This is a genomic window from Acinetobacter sp. 228 (genome assembly GCF_048147885.1).
In genome coordinates this window covers 181,584-199,226 of sequence record NZ_JAYWYV010000004.1, presented here as the reverse complement: position 1 = coordinate 199,226, position 17,643 = coordinate 181,584, and the positions used below count along the sequence as shown (strand labels likewise).

At 42.3% G+C, this 17,643-nt stretch carries 12 protein-coding genes; 7 read left to right on the top strand and 5 right to left on the bottom strand.

All coding sequences use genetic code 11. From position 1 onward, the window contains the following. Positions 1–65 precede the first annotated feature (65 nt). Entirely contained in the window at positions 66–1,562 is a 1,497-nt protein-coding gene (locus VXQ92_RS04995) for a flavin-containing monooxygenase (protein ID WP_416680703.1), read from the bottom strand. A 144-nt stretch (positions 1,563–1,706) separates the two neighbouring features. On the opposite strand from VXQ92_RS04995, the gene VXQ92_RS04990 reads away from it, so the two are divergent. The 5 genes from VXQ92_RS04990 (at position 1,707) to VXQ92_RS04970 (ending at position 8,813) form a co-directional block, all read left to right on the top strand. Next, complete coding sequence (locus VXQ92_RS04990) at positions 1,707–2,714, top strand: AraC family transcriptional regulator ligand-binding domain-containing protein (RefSeq protein ID WP_416680702.1); 1,008 nt, start codon at positions 1,707–1,709, stop codon at positions 2,712–2,714. Positions 2,715–2,798: 84 nt separating this feature from the next. Then, positions 2,799–3,950: a cell division protein ZapE gene (zapE, locus tag VXQ92_RS04985; RefSeq protein ID WP_064096555.1), complete on the top strand. Its 1,152-nt coding sequence runs from the start codon at positions 2,799–2,801 to the stop codon at positions 3,948–3,950. 366 nt (positions 3,951–4,316) lie between these two features. Further along, positions 4,317–6,482 carry a malate synthase G gene (locus VXQ92_RS04980; RefSeq protein ID WP_416680701.1) on the top strand — a complete coding sequence of 722 codons (2,166 nt, stop codon included), beginning with the start codon at positions 4,317–4,319 and terminating at the stop codon, positions 6,480–6,482. A 127-nt stretch (positions 6,483–6,609) separates the two neighbouring features. Further along, positions 6,610–8,058, top strand: coding sequence for an aldehyde dehydrogenase family protein (locus VXQ92_RS04975; RefSeq protein WP_416680700.1), 1,449 nt, complete (start codon positions 6,610–6,612; stop codon positions 8,056–8,058). A 92-nt stretch (positions 8,059–8,150) separates the two neighbouring features. Then, entirely contained in the window at positions 8,151–8,813 is a 663-nt protein-coding gene (locus tag VXQ92_RS04970; RefSeq protein WP_416680699.1) for an SOS response-associated peptidase, read from the top strand. A gap of 78 nt (positions 8,814–8,891) precedes the next feature. Here the strand turns inward: VXQ92_RS04970 and VXQ92_RS04965 are convergent, their stop codons facing one another. Continuing rightward, on the bottom strand, positions 8,892–9,356 hold the full coding sequence (locus VXQ92_RS04965) for a MarR family winged helix-turn-helix transcriptional regulator (RefSeq protein ID WP_416680698.1): 465 nt from the start codon (positions 9,354–9,356) through the stop codon (positions 8,892–8,894). 746 nt (positions 9,357–10,102) lie between these two features. Here VXQ92_RS04965 and VXQ92_RS04960 point away from each other — a divergent pair. After that, positions 10,103–11,626, top strand: coding sequence for a TerC family protein (locus VXQ92_RS04960; RefSeq protein WP_416680696.1), 1,524 nt, complete (start codon positions 10,103–10,105; stop codon positions 11,624–11,626). A gap of 570 nt (positions 11,627–12,196) precedes the next feature. On the opposite strand, the gene thiM is transcribed toward VXQ92_RS04960, so the two are convergent. The 3 genes from thiM to VXQ92_RS04945 all read right to left on the bottom strand — a co-directional run bounded on the left by thiM (position 12,197) and on the right by VXQ92_RS04945 (position 14,656). Beyond that, entirely contained in the window at positions 12,197–13,045 is an 849-nt protein-coding gene (gene thiM, locus VXQ92_RS04955; protein WP_416680694.1) for a hydroxyethylthiazole kinase, read from the bottom strand. A gap of 32 nt (positions 13,046–13,077) precedes the next feature. Next, positions 13,078–14,238, bottom strand: coding sequence for a hypothetical protein (locus VXQ92_RS04950; RefSeq protein WP_416680693.1), 1,161 nt, complete (start codon positions 14,236–14,238; stop codon positions 13,078–13,080). Positions 14,239–14,398: 160 nt separating this feature from the next. Further along, positions 14,399–14,656: a hypothetical protein gene (locus tag VXQ92_RS04945; protein WP_064102710.1), complete on the bottom strand. Its 258-nt coding sequence runs from the start codon at positions 14,654–14,656 to the stop codon at positions 14,399–14,401. A 361-nt stretch (positions 14,657–15,017) separates the two neighbouring features. Between VXQ92_RS04945 and pepN the strand changes: the two genes are divergently transcribed. Next, positions 15,018–17,624, top strand: coding sequence for an aminopeptidase N (pepN, locus tag VXQ92_RS04940; RefSeq protein ID WP_416680742.1), 2,607 nt, complete (start codon positions 15,018–15,020; stop codon positions 17,622–17,624). Positions 17,625–17,643 lie beyond the last annotated feature (19 nt).

Sequence of the window (17,643 nt, the reverse complement as noted above, 5' to 3'; positions counted from 1 at the left end):
GTTTAATGGATTGAAAAATTTACCTTTAAATTATGCCATCGCTTGATATCGGATGCTAAAGTCTTTTAGGTAAGTTTATTGAATAATTGATAATCTGCAGCATTGATTTTTTTGGTTTTTAGCCAGTATTTCCAGGTATAAGTCGGCCACAAGGCGAAATTCTTACCACCTTCCTGCTGATACCAGCTTACACAGCCAGATTGCCAAACAGTCTTTTCAAACATATGTTGCACCTGCTGATTAAATGTATCTTGCGCCTGCTCTTTGACCATGATGGCATCACTATGAGATTGATCGACTAGTTTTATTAGTTGCAAGATATACTCAACTTGCGCCTCGATCATAAAAATCACAGAATTGTGCGCCAATAAAGTATTGGGTCCCAATAACTGAAACAGGTTTGGAAAATCTTTTACACAAATTCCATAATAGCTTTCAGCGCCTTGTTTCCAGACGTCATTCAGCTCTGCACCATGGAGTCCGGTGCATTGAAAATTCTTCATATAGATACGTGGATCTGTAATGAATCCGGTACCATAAATCAGACAGTCAATCAGCCGCTCTTTTCCATCTTGGGTAATGACACTGTGTTCAGTCAGTTCCTGAATCTTCTCGGTCACCAGTTCTACATTGTGGCGGTTAAAAGCTGGAAAGTAGCGGTTTGAAACCAGAATGCGTTTACAGCCCATGATGTAATCGGGAGTCAGTTTTTTGGCCAATTCAGGATTTTTAACCTCATATTTAATCAATAGTTCTGCAAGTTTTTGGGTGAATTTCATAATGCCTGGTTTGACAATCGGTACGACACGCGATTCATTTGACCAATACAGGCGGGTGCGATGTAACTTTCGAAACCAGTCATATTTTTTAAATAGTTTCTTTTCAAAGTCGGGGTAGATACGTTCATCACGAGGAATGATCCAGGCCGCTGTACGTTGCATGACGTAAAGTTGTTTGCATTGTGGAGCGATTTCCGGAATATATTGAATCGCGCTACCACCTGTCCCGATTGAAGCAACATTTTTGCCATTCAGGTCATATGTGTGATCCCATTGTGCGGAATGAAAGACTTTGCCCTGAAATTTCTCAATACCGGGTATATGTGGGATTTGGGGAATATGCAATGGCCCAGAAGCGAAGATAACGAACTGGGCTTCAAGGATACTTTGATCCTGAAGCTGTAATTGCCATAGACAGCGATCTGCCTGGTAATGTGCAGCCAGAACTTCAGTATTTAAACGGCAGAAAGCACGGAGATTATAGTCAGTTACCAGATCCTGAATATAAGAAAATATTTCTGGTGCTTCAGCGTAACGCCTGGACCAATTGCTTTTTGGAGCAAATGACAGGGAATACAAATGTGATTGCACATCACAGGCTGCTCCCGGATATTGGTTATCTCGCCAAGTCCCACCAAAATCACTTCCTTTTTCCAGAATAACGAAGTCATAAATACCATGTTGCTGTAAACGTATTGCCATGGCAATACCGCCGAAACCGGCTCCAATAATGGCAACTTTGGTATGGGGATGGGAGCCTGTAGCAGTGGCGTGATCTAGCATTTGTACATTCCTTGCTTATTTTAATGTGGGATATTTATCGTAATCTGCTCCTTAGTGATTAGACAGAAAATTGATCTAAACGGCAATAGCCGGCATATTATTTTTATAGTACAACTAGAGAAATCACATTGTACTTGTATGGTTATGAAACGTTCTGTTCTCAGTCTGATGTATTTGATTCAAGGGATGCGTAAGGCTGGTATGCAGGTCGATCAGAAACTGCAAAACATTGGGCTGCGTGTAGATGCCTTTGATCCAAGCTCGATTATCCATCCGAGTCTGGAAAATGATGTGCTCAAGGTGGTGGGGCAGGAAATTCAGCCTGAACAAGGATTGTTGATTGGCCAGCATTATGCCTTGGCAGGCTATGGTCCCTTACTCATGTTGCTGGTGACGAGCCCTACGGTACGTGATGCACTGAATCAGGTGATCCGTTTTCAGCAGTTGACGCATCTGACCGGTCAATTGGCTTTGGAGCATAGCGAACATTATAGTGCGCTATGTTATCGAGCCAAGCAGCTAGATGACCATTTGGGAAGGTTGCTGGCACAGGCGGAAATTTCCGGAACTTTTAAGTTTATCCGGGAAATTTACAAAATGATGGGTTTATCCAAACCTGATTTGCGGATTGAGTTGCCATTTGCCTATCCGGCAAATCCGAATACCTTAAAGATCTATCATGATTATTATGGGAATCAGGTACAGTTTGATGCACCTCGGGCGGCATTCTGGTTTGATGAAGCGGTTCTGGATATTAAAATTCCCTCGAAGGATGAGGAAACTTTTGCAATCTATGAAGCCAAATGTCTGGCTGAGCTAGAGCGGTTGCAGGAGGACGAAAAGACACCGACTGTGGTGCAGCGGGTGCAGGATTATCTGGAAATCCAAAGCGGTCTAATGCCAAGTATGGCTGAAACTGCACAGGCACTGAATATTCCCGAACGGACCTTGCGGCATCAGTTACAGCAATGTGATACCAGTTATAAGCAGATTCGTGAAGAGATTATTAAAGATAAAGCTTTGCGATTAATTGAATATAAGCAGTATTCGATTGAAATGATTGCAGAATTATTGGGCTATTCCGAGCCGGCCGCTTTTAACCATGCCTTTAAACGCTGGTTTGGGCAAAGTCCTCGGCAATATATAAAATAGCCTAAGTTTGTTTATGCCAAAGTGTTATAGCGTGTTGATTAAACTCCGTTATAATTAAATTGATCCCAAATAGTACGAAATTCTATGTCCGATTTTAATTCACAGCACAGCACCGCCTTTAGTCCGATTTCTCCTGCAGAACGTTATGCACAAGCAATATCTTCTGGACAGTTTATGCCTGATGAAGCACAAGCGATGGCAGTACATGAACTGAATCGTGTCTGGCTGGAATTGATTCAGCGATTTAAGGCATCGAAAAAAGCATTCCGCCGCTTTCGCCGTCAGACATCTCCGAAAGGAGTATATATGTGGGGTGGGGTGGGGCGTGGCAAAACCTGGCTCATGGATCAGTTCTATGATTCCATTCCGTTTCGCCGTAAAACCCGGATGCATTTTCATCATTTTATGCAGCATGTGCATCGTGAATTAAATAAGTTATCCGGGCAGCGTAATCCGCTAGATATCGTAGCGGACCGGATTTATAAAGAAGCAGTCGTCATCTGTTTTGATGAGTTTTTTGTATCGAATGTGACAGATGCAATGATCTTGAGCGATTTATTCCAGAAGCTGTTTGAGCGCGGCATTACCTTGATCGCTACCTCGAATATTGCACCAGACGGGTTATATAAAAACGGGATTCACCGCGACCGTTTCTTGCCAACGATTGAACTGGTCAAGAAAAATTGTGTGGTATTAAATGTCGATGCCGGAGTCGATTACCGTTTACGGGTTTTAAAACAGGCACAACTGTTTAAATTCCCGTTAACACATGATCATAAAAACTGGATTGCGCAGCGCTTTAATGCTTTAACCCAGACTCAAACACGCTCTGAAGAACCGATTATTATCAACAACCGTATTGTTGAAACCGTAGCGCATACCGAAGATGTATTGTGGTGTGAATTCTCTGAGCTATGTTTAAAACCACGTAGCCCGGCTGATTTTATTGAAATCGCCAATATTTATAATACTGTTTTGGTCAGCAATGTTCCCCATCTAACCGATTTTCTGAGTGATGGCACGCGCCGTTTTATTTATCTGGTAGATGAGTTTTATGACCGCGGCGTCAAGTTGCTCTTGACCTCGGAAGATAATATTGTGGATATTTATCAGGGAGAGAAGCTGGCCTTTGAAATTGAACGAACCCGTTCCCGTTTGCTGGAAATGCAGTCGGATGAATACCTGAATTCAGAACATCGTCAGATCGAGAAAATAGTCTCTTTAAACGAAGAATAACAATAAAAGCGCTGGTTATTTACTGGCGCTTTTTTTATAAAAATAGGTACTTAAATTATCGACAAGCCTGATCAAACATGGCTTAATCTTGATCTAAATATGATCGTGTATAACAAGAATGCATAATTTTTGCTCGAAAATCTGAACTTAAGTCTAATTTCTACATTTCGAAAACTTTATACACTGTCATTAGGGTATTTAGCATAATGATATCTAATTGTGGCTGAGCTGAATCAAATATGTTTATGAGGGTATTCATACTAGAAAAAATGCTCAGTATTTAGCAATGTGATAATACTATTCAGCTAGATTTTAATCGGTATACTAGAATCTCTTGTATAAAAAGTAGCAATATCAGGAAAGACAATGACTGCACGTATTCAAAAAGGCAAGTTAGCGATTGCTAAAGAACTTTACGATTTTATCGAAAATGAAGCACTACCAGGTTCGGGTTTGGACAGCGAAACATACTGGAAGAACTTTGAACAAGTCGTTGTTGATCTTAGCCCTAAAAATAAAGCACTTTTGGCTAAGCGTGATGACATTCAGGCAAAAATTGACGAATGGCACCGCAATAACACATTTGAATTACAAGCTTACAAAGCTTTCTTGACTGAAATTGGCTACTTGTTACCAGAAGTAGAAGATTTTCAAATCAGCACTGAAAATGTAGACGAAGAAATTGCAGTATTGGCAGGTCCACAGTTGGTGGTACCAGTACGTAATGCACGTTACTGCCTGAACGCAGCGAATGCACGTTGGGGTTCATTGTACGATGCACTTTATGGCTTTGATGTGATCTCTGAAGAAGATGGTGCGGAAAAAAGCAAAGGCTATAACCCGAAACGTGGTGAGAAAGTTATCGCATTTGCGAAAAACTTCCTGGATGAAACTTTCCCTCTGGCGCAAGGTTCACATGCCGATGCGACTCAATACGCAGTTGAAGGTAATGCTTTAGTTGTAAGCCTGAAAGACGGTTCAACCACAACGCTTGCAGATGCGTCTAAATTTGTAGGTTATAACGGTGAAGCCTCTGCACCAACAGAAGTTGTTTTAAAAAACAACGGCCTGCATGCCATCATTCAAATTGATGCCACTAGCCCGATTGGTCAAACTGACGCTGCTGGCGTAAAAGATGTGGTACTTGAAGCAGCTGTAACCACCATTCAAGACTTGGAAGACTCGGTTGCAGCAGTAGATGCCGAAGAGAAAGTTGAAGGTTACCGTAACTGGTTAGGCCTGATGCGCGGTACGCTGGAAGAATCCATCGAAAAGAATGGCAAAACTGTTACACGTAAACTAAATGAAGACCGTATTTTCAAAAATGTTGAAGGCGGTGAAACTAAGGTTCACGGTCGTTCATTGATGTTACTTCGTAACGTGGGTCATTTGATGACCAACCCGGCAATTCTGGTAGATGGCGAAGAAATCTATGAAGGCATCATGGATGCTTTGGTGACTCCACTGCTTACCATTGCTGACATTCGCGGCGAAAACACGATCAAGAACTCACGTAAGGGTTCGATGTACATCGTGAAGCCAAAAATGCATGGTCCTGAAGAAGTTGCATTTGCAGTTGAACTGTTCGAGCGTGCTGAACAGGCACTTGGCTTACCTGCGAAGACATTAAAAATCGGGATTATGGATGAAGAACGTCGTACCTCTGTGAACTTGAAGAACTGTATCGCTCAAGCTAAAGACCGTACCATCTTCATTAACACAGGCTTCATGGACCGTACTGGTGACGAAATCCATACCTTAATGGAAGCAGGTCCATTCGTTCGTAAGGGCGAGATCAAAGGCCAGGTATGGTTCCCAGCATACGAAAACCGTAACGTGATGATTGGTCTGCAAGCAGGTTTACGTGGTAAAGCACAAATTGGTAAAGGCATGTGGCCAAAACCAGACATGTTGCTTGACATGTACAAGACCAAGACTGAGCATCCTGAAGCGGGCGCAAGCTGTGCATGGGTACCATCTCCAACAGGTGCGGTGATTCACGCGATTCACTATCATCAAATCAATGTGGCCAACCGTCAGAAAGAACTTCTTGCGACTGAAGCATTGCCACTTGATGACTTGTTAACGCCACCGCTTGCAAAAGATACCAACTGGACAGAAGAAGAGAAGCTCAAAGAGCTTGAAAATAACTGTCAAGGTATTCTAGGTTATGTCGTGCGTTGGGTAGACTTAGGCGTGGGTTGTTCTAAGGTGCCAGACATTAATGATGTCGGTTTAATGGAAGACCGTGCAACACTCCGTATTTCTTCGCAACATGTTGCTAACTGGTTACGTCACGGCATCGTAAGTCGTGAGCAGGTAGAAGAAGTCATGCAACGTATGGCGAAAATTGTGGATGAGCAAAATGCCAATGATCCACTTTACACGCCAATGTCTGATGACTTTGCCAACAATATTGCATTCCAGGCAGCATCTGACTTGATCTTTAAAGGTGGTGAACAGCCATCAGGCTATACCGAACCACTTTTACATGCAGCGCGTTTAAAACTGAAAGGTTATACAGGTGACTAATCCTGTCTAATTGAAAAAGCCTCTTCGGAGGCTTTTTTATTGTCTAATGGTAAGCCGTTGTCGTCCTGACTGGAAATTTTCTAGCCGAACTCTTAAAGTGAGGAAAAGTATTCCAGGAAACAATAAAATGATGACGGTATATCAAAATTTAGACCAGCAGTTTATTCATGGCCAGTGGCAAGCCGGTACTTCAACTAGAATTATAAAAAATATCAATCCTTATACCCAGAGTGAAATTTTTAGTATGCCAGCGGCCAGTTCTGTTGATGTAGACAGTGCTTATACAGCAGCAGCGCAGGCTTTCCAGCAAGGTGCCTTAAAATCCATTGAAGTACGTAAAACAGTGCTGCAAAATGTGATCTCAATTATTCAGCAGCGTCGTGACGAAATCATTGACTGGCTGATCATTGAATCCGGTAGTACACGTATTAAAGCAGGCCTTGAGATAAATGCTGCTTTAGGCATTATTCAGGAAAGTCTGGCTTTTCCAGACCGGATCCAAACAGAACAGCTGGAAAGTAAGGATCCGGCACGTAAAAGTTTAGTTTTGCGTAAGCCTTTAGGTGTAATTGCTGTCATTAGCCCATGGAACTTTCCACTTCATTTGTCTTTACGCTCAGTAGCAACAGCAATTGCCTGTGGTAATACAGTTGTACTGAAGCCAGCCAGTGATACCCCGGTGACTGGCGGCACATTAATCGGCAAACTCTTTGAAGAAGCAGGATTGGCTGCAGGTGCGCTAAACATTGTTGCGGGTGCTGGCAGTGAAATCGGGGATTATTTTGTTGAGCATCCGGTACCCAAAATGATTTCATTTACCGGTTCGACTGAAGTGGGAAAAAGTGTCGGTAGCAAAGCTTTAGCCAGTTCCCGAATCAAGCGTCTGGCGCTGGAGCTGGGTGGCAATGCACCTTTGGTCATTCTGGATGATGCTGATCTTGATTTGGCTGTTGAACTGACCTTGATGGGGCGTTTTTTGCATCAGGGGCAAATTTGTATGAGTACCAACCGGGTTATTGTCGATGCCTCTATCCATGATGCATATGTAGACAAGCTTCTGGATCGGGTCAAAATGATTCCGGTGGGTGATCCAAATCTGGAAGATACCGTGATCGGACCAATCATTAATCAGAGTCAGGTCAAAAAACATCAGCAGATCATTCAAACGGGTAGCGAGCAGGGCGCGCAACTGGTCTATGAAGGAGGCATTGAAGGGAATCTGGTTTCTCCGCATATTTTTATTGATGTCGCTGAAAATTCCGATCTGGCACAACAAGAAAGCTTTGGACCGATTTTACCTATCCTAAAAGCCCGTGATGAAGCACATGCTTTAGAGCTGGCCAATGCAACCGAGTTTGGTTTGTCCAGTGCCGTATGTACTTCAAACATCGAGCGAGGCACTGCTTTTGCGGCACAACTGGATATTGGTATGACACATATTAATGGGATTAGTGTTGCAGACCAGCCGAATGCACCTTTTGGCGGTGAGAAAAATTCAGGACTGGGTCGTTTTAATGGACGCTGGATTTTTGAAGAGTTTACCCGCACGCACTGGCTGACGGTTCCAAGTGAATAATAGTAAATAATATAAACTTACCTATAATCCATACAGGTTCACTGCAGGCGCCAAGTTATAATCTGTAAATCAAATGATTTATCTGATGAAGCATGTGCGCCAATTTTAAACCTTTAACCCTAGAGCAGTTGCATAATCTGGAGTTGCCAGAAATTTCTTTTGAATATCCAGAAGAGGTCTATCCCAATTATGCCATACCACTTTTATTTCATTCAGCTCAAGGACCAGAGTGGCGGTTGGTGAATTTTGGTCTTATTCCGAAATGGGCAGAAGATAAAAAAATAGGAAATAAAACCTATAATGCCAGAAATGAAACTTTACTTGAAAAGCCCACCTTTGCTGAGGCTACTGCTAAATGTCATTTTGGTGTCATCCCGGTATCAGAATTTTATGAGTCCAAATATTTCGACAATAAACCGCAACGTTGGGGCATAAGACGTAAAGATGGTCAAGCGACTTTTATTGCGGCGCTCTATGAGATTGCTCGGGTACAAGGAGAAATAATACGCTCGGCCAGCATGATAACCATGGATGCAATTGGCCATCCAATGATGAAAGAGTTTCATGAGCCGGGTAATGTCAAACGATCGGTGATTGTAATTCCTCAAGATCGCCTAAAAGAATGGCTAACACTAAGTTATCCAGCTATTCACAGCTTTGTAGAGGGTTTTCCGGTAGAAGAGTTTGAATGTTCACATGTACCTAAAGAAAAAATCAAAAAAGTCAGTGCGCAACTAAACTTTTTTGATTCTTAGAAAGCTCTGGCGAATTATTTATTATTAAAAGCATGTAAGAAATTCGCCAGCGTCTATTTAAAATAAAAAATGAGACTCTTAACGAGCTAAATTTTTAAAAATATGACGTAAACTTTCCATGGTTTTTTCAATTTGCAAAGGTGTCAGACCTTCAAATGACTGTTCCAGTACAACATTGGTCAGGTCATTGATCTTATGGGTCATTTGTGTGCCTTTTTCGGTCAAAATCACTCGGGTAATCCGTGCATCATCCTCACATGAATAGGTTTCAACCAGACCTTCATCTTTTAAGCGGTAAACAATTTTCGTCGTGGTCGACATTTTAGAGACAACCATCTCTGATAAGTCAGAAACACTGGCATGCGGTTTGGATCTTAAGGCAAGAAGAATGCGGCGACGGGAATTGTCAACACCATACTTTTTTAGTGCATGGTCGACATTAAGGACGTATTGAGCATGAACCTGAGTTACCCAATAATATGGAAAGTTTTCTAAATTAAATTCTTCCGTACACGGCAAAAATTTTGCATATTTTTTAGTCATGAAATGTTCCTTGTATTTATTGTTCTAGGGCCCGTTCATTTTATGAAAAAGTTTATGCATGTTTCAACCTTTATTTTAAAAATGTTAAGGTCCTGACACTTTTTAGTTTTGCTTAACAGCCCAAGATATTGATGAGTTCTGCACGCCAGCCCTTTCAGGAGTAGGGATTGCTCATTAGAATCAGATAAAAGGCGATAACATTTTGTTAAAATTTAATTCTTCATCGGATATTTGGCTTGTAGAAAAGTGTTGTAGGACACTTGATGATTACTCATCAGGCGCTCCAAATAAATTTTCCTATAAAATATTGTATTTTAATAAATTAACTGATCGAGAGTAGAGGACAGTAAAGTGGTTTAGTGAACTCGTTAGACTGCTCATTCGAAGCTAAACTTTTAAGTGATTGTTCCTTCAATGAAAAAATATTTTATAGTTCACTTCTTAAATCACATTAAAAATAAGAGGGATAAACTATCTATAGTTAACTTATGATAAGTTTTCATTAAATTATAATAAGTTATGTAGAAAAAATTGAAATTAATCAATTTCAGCATCTGCTAGGTAGTTAAAAAGCCGCTGTAACCCTATGACCATGTAATTTTTTTGTAAATTAATACATTACAAATTATTCAGTTTATGCATAATGGAATGGTCTTAAGTTGCATAGGTTTTATTTTAATGGATCCCTCGCCGTGCGTTGATCTTCCATCTCTATTTTTAGCTTACTCGAACGGGGTAATTCTCTAATGGAATTTTTATTAGATCCCGGAATCTGGGTAGGTTTAATTACTCTTATTATTCTTGAAATTGTTTTAGGTATTGATAACCTAGTCTTCATTGCCATTCTGGCTGAAAAACTTCCTCCTGAACAACGCGATAAAGCGCGTGTTGTCGGTTTGTCACTCGCATTATTCATGCGTCTAGGCCTGTTATTTGCCATTGCCTGGTTGGTCACTTTGACACAACCATTGATTACTGTGTTTGACTGGACCTTCTCCGGTCGGGACCTGATCTTGTTATTTGGTGGCTTGTTCCTGGTGTATAAGGCCGTTACTGAGCTGCATGAAAAAATTGAAGGCAAACCTGAAGTCACAGTATCTACCAACGTGGTATATGCAAGTTTCACTGCCGTTGTTGCACAGATTGTTGTTTTAGATGCTGTTTTCTCTTTAGATTCAGTGATTACCGCAATTGGTATGGTCGACAATATTTATGTCATGATGGCTGCTATGATTGTCGCAATGGGCGTGATGCTACTGGCATCGAAACCATTGACCAACTTTGTGAACCGTCATCCAACCGTGGTGATTCTGTGTTTAAGCTTCCTGCTTTTGATTGGTATCAGTCTGATTGCAGAAGGTTTTGGCTTCCATATTCCAAAAGGCTATATCTATTCAGGTATTGGTGTCGCGATCATAATCGAAGCATTTAACCAGTTCGGTCAGCGTAATGCTGCTAAACATGAATCGAAGATCCCTTTGCGTCATCGTACGGCTGACTCGATTCTGAAATTGATGGGCGGTAAGCTGGAGACGACTGATACTCAAAATAATGAGGCACAAGAAACCTTTGCAGATGAAGAACGTTATATGATTGGTGGGGTTCTTACCCTTGCAGAGCGTTCAGTCGCTTCGATCATGACGCCCCGGAGCCAGATTTCATGGGTCGATCTGGAAGATAGTCCAGAGGAGATCCGTGAAAAAATTCTTTCCGTTCCACACAGCCTGTTCCCGGTATGTCGCGGTAGCCTAGATAAGGTCATTAGCGTAGTACGTGCAAAAGAATTACTGGATGTACTGGAAGAGCCGGAAGAATTAAAAGCACTGATCAAACGTCATCGTCCAATTTATATCTTTGAAAGAATGAAAGTTATTGATGCGATCAATACCTTGCGTACTTCTAAGGGTTCTTTGGTTCTGGTCAGCGATGAATTTGGTAATGTACAGGGTCTGATTTCACCGCTGGATGTGTTTGAAGCAATTGCCGGTGAATTCCCGGATGCTGATGAGCAGCTAGATCTAGTTAAAATCGATGATACGCACTGGATCGCATCGGGCATGTTAGACCTGTATCAGCTTGAGCTAGAACTTGGCATGATTGATCTGATTGATGAAGATGCTGGTTATATTAGTGTGGCAGGTCTGATTCTAGATAAAACCAACAGTACGGTTGAAGTGGGCACCGAGTTAAATTATCAAGGTGTGCAGTTCAAAGTCACTGAAATTGAAAGCAATCGTATCAAGTCGGTCAGCATTCATTACGCAGGTTAAACAGGTGTTTTAAACACGTTATTTGTTCAAATTCTAAAAGTCAGTTGCTTGAGTGGCAGCTGGCTTTTTTTAATGTATGTCTGTTGAATCTGGTTTATTAAAATAATATGAGCCTTTGTTTAAACTGATTTTTATCAGTTTATTCATACTATATTTCAAGTTCCAAATTGAGCTAAATATGCTGGTATTAGACTAAAAAATTCAAGCCAAAAGAGGTCAAATCGATCGTTAAAAATAAGCATGATCAGGCACTGGATGTGGATTCATACAGCCTGTTAATCAAAACTTAAAAGTCCTATTTAAATAGGAATAAGAAAATAAACTACAATTCACATGAACTAAATTAACCTTATGCAAAGATATCTTAATTAAAGAAGATATGCTTTTTAAGGAAATCGATATATAAATTTCATGAAGCTCTGCTCATCAAGCAAAGCATTTATCAAAATGCTTGGCACATAAGACTCAAATAGAAGATTTCTATCGATATGGATATAAAAGAAGTAGGTAAACTAGATAGGGGCGTGTTCACCTATTTAAACCTACACACCCCGTAAAGTAGCCAATAAACTAAATGGATTCCGGCAGAATTTTGAAGCTTGCGTATTGTCGGATTGTTTCAGTATTGAGTTGATGGATTTCATCCAGAAAGGCGACATTAAAACTGCCTAACTGTTGTGCGCGTTCAAATGCCAATTGACCGGCGATTGCAAAATGTACATGTGCCGTTAATGCAGCAAGGGCGGGAGACGTTACTGCGCTATATGCAGCAATCAGTGCACCGAGCGCACATCCCATCGCCGTGATTCGGGGCTGTAAAGCAGAACCGCCTGACACCTGTATCACAGGATAGTCTCTAGAAATAATGTAATCGGATTCACCGGAGATCGCGATACATTCACAATAATCCAGCAAACTTTGCGCCTGTAAATAAACATCCGCACTGTCTACCGTACTGTCCACACCTTTGGATTCGATTTGCTTGCCGGCCAAAGCACCAATTTCAGAGGCATTGCCACGCAAAATGGCAGGATGGAAATGCATCAACTGATCTGCGATGCCTGAACGCCAGTGCAGAACTGTTCCATAACCGACCGGATCAAGCACCCAGGGTTTTTGCAGCTGATGTGCAGTTTCCGCAGCAACCTGCATCGCCTGAACCTGTTCTGTCGTCGGTGTACCCAGATTCAGACTGATGGCTGCTGCAATCCTGGCAAAACTTTCAGCTTCAAACGGATTGTCGATCATGGCCGGAGACGCATGTGCAGCCAGTACAATATTGGCGACATAGTTGCTGGCCACCGTATTGGTCATGATATGCACCAGGGGCTGCTGTTGCTGAAGTTTCAACCAGCCTTCACAGATCTGGTCCAGAAGTGTTTGCTGTAATGCTTGCATCGAAGTCGTCATCATGGTCATTTATAAAAGTGGAAGATAAGTTGTCTATTCGGTCAGCGGGTAAAATAATGGTCTTGATGCTTGCAGCTACGACAGAACAGGCTGACATAGTCACTGGCATCATAATCCACCGATAGTTCCTGTGAGCCGCAGTGCATACAGCGTTTCTGGGAATAAAATTTCAGGCGGGGTTCGATCTTGTGCCAAGAACGCCACACTGGCTGAAAGAAGATATTTTCATCATAGCCCAGAAAACGGTAAAACAGGATTTCGCTCATCTTGCTAAATGCCAGTTGAGGTGGGCGAGGCAAAGTAGAGGTTTCCCATTTTTCCGTGATGGAACGTTCCCGGTACTGCTGCAAGGTTTTTTTTAGCAGATTGGTATTAATAAAATTTTCATTGCGTGGCTTAAGGGCTTTTTGCTTGTACAGATATTCAAGTCCCGTTTGTACCAGATAATAAATCTGTCCCACAGCCAGTACATCCAAAAGACGATAGCAAAAAGTCTGAAAGCTCTGATTTCCGGCAATCTGCACATTCCAGCTACGGCAATAGAATTGGGCAAACTGAATGATTTCTTCATACAGCAGGCAATAGAGTGCATCTTTGACTTCATCTGCACTTTTAAAGGGCACACCTTGGCTCAGGTTTTGATAAAACCAATTGCGCAGCTGCTGGGTAATGCTGAATAGGGTGGGCTCAGAATAGCCATCCAGACGCACATTAATATAATAGTGCAGGTTTTCCTGCTGGAGATCTTTGGGAATCAGCACCTGATCCCGGATCAGGCTTTTCACCAGACCATGTTGAAACAGATAATTTGGACTGATGGAATAATATCGAATTTGATGCCAGTCAATATATTCGCGGTGCTGGCTATATTCCTGCACCTGTTCATCCAGAATCGCGAGTAAAAACAGTTTATTGATAAAACTGAGCTGATTGAGCTCAAGAACCGGTCGATCCTGTTTTTTATGATATTGACGGTTTTCCTGTAAGCGGACTTCCTTGAGCATGCGTTTACGCTGTGCCAGACAGTGTTCACAATAACAATTGTGCTTTTGATCGGAATAAAGCTGATGCTGGCAATGGCTGCATTCATGATAGCTCAGCTCCTGATCATATTGTTCTGCCTCAATCCAATACATCGATGCCTTACACAATGGGCAGTGAGTACTTTCATCAAGCTGTTTTTGCAGAACACTGAATACCATGGTTGCGGGCAACTCTAGAATGGTCGGGCATTTGATTATACACGGCTGATGAGATGCAAACGTAGTGGACTGGCGCAATTTTTTAAAATCAAAAACAGCCACACAAACAGAAGAAGAGCTACCGAAGTAGCTCTGATTTTAAAACATGAAATGACACTTTTTAAACCGGGCAGGGTAAAGTATCGTCCTGCTCTCCAAGGTTTTTGGCATGAATTAAGGCTTGAACCTTTTTAGAGGGTACTTTTTTGGCACCGAGTGCATCGTAGGTGTTAAGAATGGCAGTCACTTCATGGGCCTGAAGCGGAATGCCTTCACAGCTCATCAGCAGTGCAATCACTTTATGGTCAATATTGGCCTGATCCAGAGTCTGCAAAGTTTTAATATTTTCGATCCGTATTACATGCTGTTTTAAATACATGACTCACCTCATCATCGTTATCATTATTCTTTCATTGGAAGTGTGGAAAAACACAGTTTAACTGTAGCAAGAAGTGTGCTCATTTTTTAATCTGGATTTATGCGGTACTCTGCAAATAAAATTATATATTTTTAAATCAGTTGTTTATGAAAATGTAAGAAATTATGATCCTGACTATTTTTATGGCACAGATATTTCTTATGTAGAGCGGAGTGCTGCCCATTTAGGCAGAATGCATTGAAAGTGGTGCATGAAATGCCCATATTAGATCTGACAATACAAATGCACAGACAGCGTTTCAAACTTGGCGTATGATTTTGACATGAACAATGTCGAACACGATAAAAGATTAGGACAGGACATGAATATTGCGGCAAACCCGGTGATCGAAGCGGATCAAACCATTTATTTAAAAGACTATCAAAAACCTTCCTTTGTCGTCGATTCTGTAGACCTGAATATTCAAGTCTACAGTGATCACAGTCTGGTCAGCAGCAAGCTGGAGATGCAGCGTCAGACTGCTGGTGATCTGGTTCTGCTTGGCCGCGATCTGGAACTGCAATCGATTCGGTTAAATGGTCAAACCCTGAATGCCAGTGACTACCACCTGGATGCTGAACAGCTAGTCATTGCCAATGCACCTGATCAGGTATCACTTGAAATTGTGGTTAAAATCCATCCTGAAAGTAATACGATGCTGGAAGGTTTATATCAGGCCAGTTCAGATCTGTTTGTGACCCAAAATGAACCAGAAGGGTTCCGTAAAATTACTTTCTATCCAGACCGTCCTGATGTGTTGTCGGTCTTTACGACGCGTGTAGAGGCAGACAAGAAATATCCGGTCTTGCTTGCGAATGGTAACCTGCTGGAAACCGGTGAAGTAGATGCCAATCGTCACTATGCCATCTGGCAGGATCCGACCAAGAAACCGAGCTATTTGTTCGCCTGTGTGATTGGTGATCTGGCCGTGATGAAAGATCATTATGTTACTTCGGAAGGCCGCAATGTGGCTCTGGAAATCTATGCAGAAGAAAAAGATATTCCAAAATGCAAAATCGCCATGGAAGCGCTCAAACATTCCATGCGCTGGGATGAGGAGCATTATGGTCTGCCTTATGATCTGGATAACTACATGATTGTGGCGACCAGTGCATTCAACATGGGTGCCATGGAAAATAAAGGTCTGAATATCTTCAATACTTCATGCGTGCTAGCCGATGAAGAGTACACTACTGATGCCGCAATCATGCGGGTGCAGTCAGTCATTGCCCATGAATACTTCCATAACTGGACCGGTAACCGGATTACCTGTCGTGACTGGTTCCAGTTATGTCTTAAGGAGGGCCTGACTGTATTCCGTGACCAGTCTTTCTCGGAAGATTTGCAGTCGGCTGCGGTACAGCGTATTGATGATGTGGCGGTTCTGAAAGCGCATCAGTTCCCGGAAGATTCAGGACCATTGTCACATCCACCGCGTCCGGATCATTTTGTAGAAATTAACAACTTCTATACTGCCACTGTTTATGAAAAAGGTGCGGAAATTAACCGCATGATGGCGACCTTGCTTGGCAAGAAAAAATTCCGTCAAGGAACTGATGAATATTTCCGCCGTCATGATGGTCAGGCGGTAACGGTTGAGGATTGGGTAGCCGCACTTACAGCAGGTTCAGGTGTGGATCTTTCAAACTTCCTGACCTGGTACAACCAGCCCGGTACGCCTAAACTGCAAGTAAAAGCTGAGTACGATGTAGAGACCCAAATCTATCGCCTTCACTTCAAGCAAAGCCTGAAACCGCATGCCAAATACCCGAATCTGAAAGCAGTTCCAATTCCAGTTGCTTTAGCACTGTTTGATGCTGAAAGCGGTGAACAGCTAACGCTAAATTCTAAGGCGCTCTTTGAAAATGGCGTTAAGGATGGTATGTATCTGTTTGATCAGGATGAGGCAACGATCGAGTTTAGTGGTGTTGCAGCGAAACCAGTAGTGTCCTTGCTGCGCAATTTCTCTGCACCGGTAAATCTGGACTTTGACTATTCAGAAAAAGAACTGGCTTTCCTGTTGCAATATGAGACCAATGGTTTTAACCAGTGGCAGGCGACCCAAACCTTACTTGAACGTATCCTGCTGGATGATCAACCTGCCGAGATCTATATTCAGGCCATGCTTAATACCTTGCCGGATATGATTGAGAAAGATCCGCTGCTGGCATCACGTCTGTTTGATATACCATCTGAAGGTTACTTGGGCAGCCGTATTGATCAGGATTATCAGCCAGCCATGATTCAGGAAAAGCGTGAGGCTTTACTGCATACTCTGGCCCGTGCCTTTGGAGAAACAGCGAAAGAAACTTATCTGAGTCTGGATCCAGATTTGCAATCTGATTTCTCGCAAGCAATGGGGGTGCGTGCCCTGAGAAACATCATGCTGACGATGATGGCTCGTCAGGGAGATGCATCTGTCTTTGACTTGGCCTATGAGCAGTATCATACAGGCAATATGTCTGAACGTTTAGGGGCGCTGAAAGTTTTGGTCTGGAATGATGCGCCACAAGCACCAGAAGCGCTAGCCGATTTCTACAGCCGTTTTGAAGACGAAGCCTTGTCTTTGGATCAATGGTTTATGGTTCAGGCAGCACATCCAAAAGCAACGGATGCAACGATTGCATATTTGACCCAACATCCGGATTATGATCTGGCGGTGCCTAACCGTATTCGTGCAGTCAGTGGCGGTTTGAATGCCAACCCAGTCAATACCTGGAGCTTTGGCGTACAGCATTTTATTGGTCTGGCAAAATATCTGGATGAGAAAAACCCGATTGTAGGCTCACGTTTGCTACAGGTATTGTCACGCTGGTATACCTTGGCGGAACCACAACGTAGTGAAGTAAAAGCTCAACTTGAAACCTTAAAGCCACTGGTCAAATCTAAAAATGTGTCTGAGACACTTAATAGTATGCTCAGCATATAATATTTCTTGTTAAAAAACC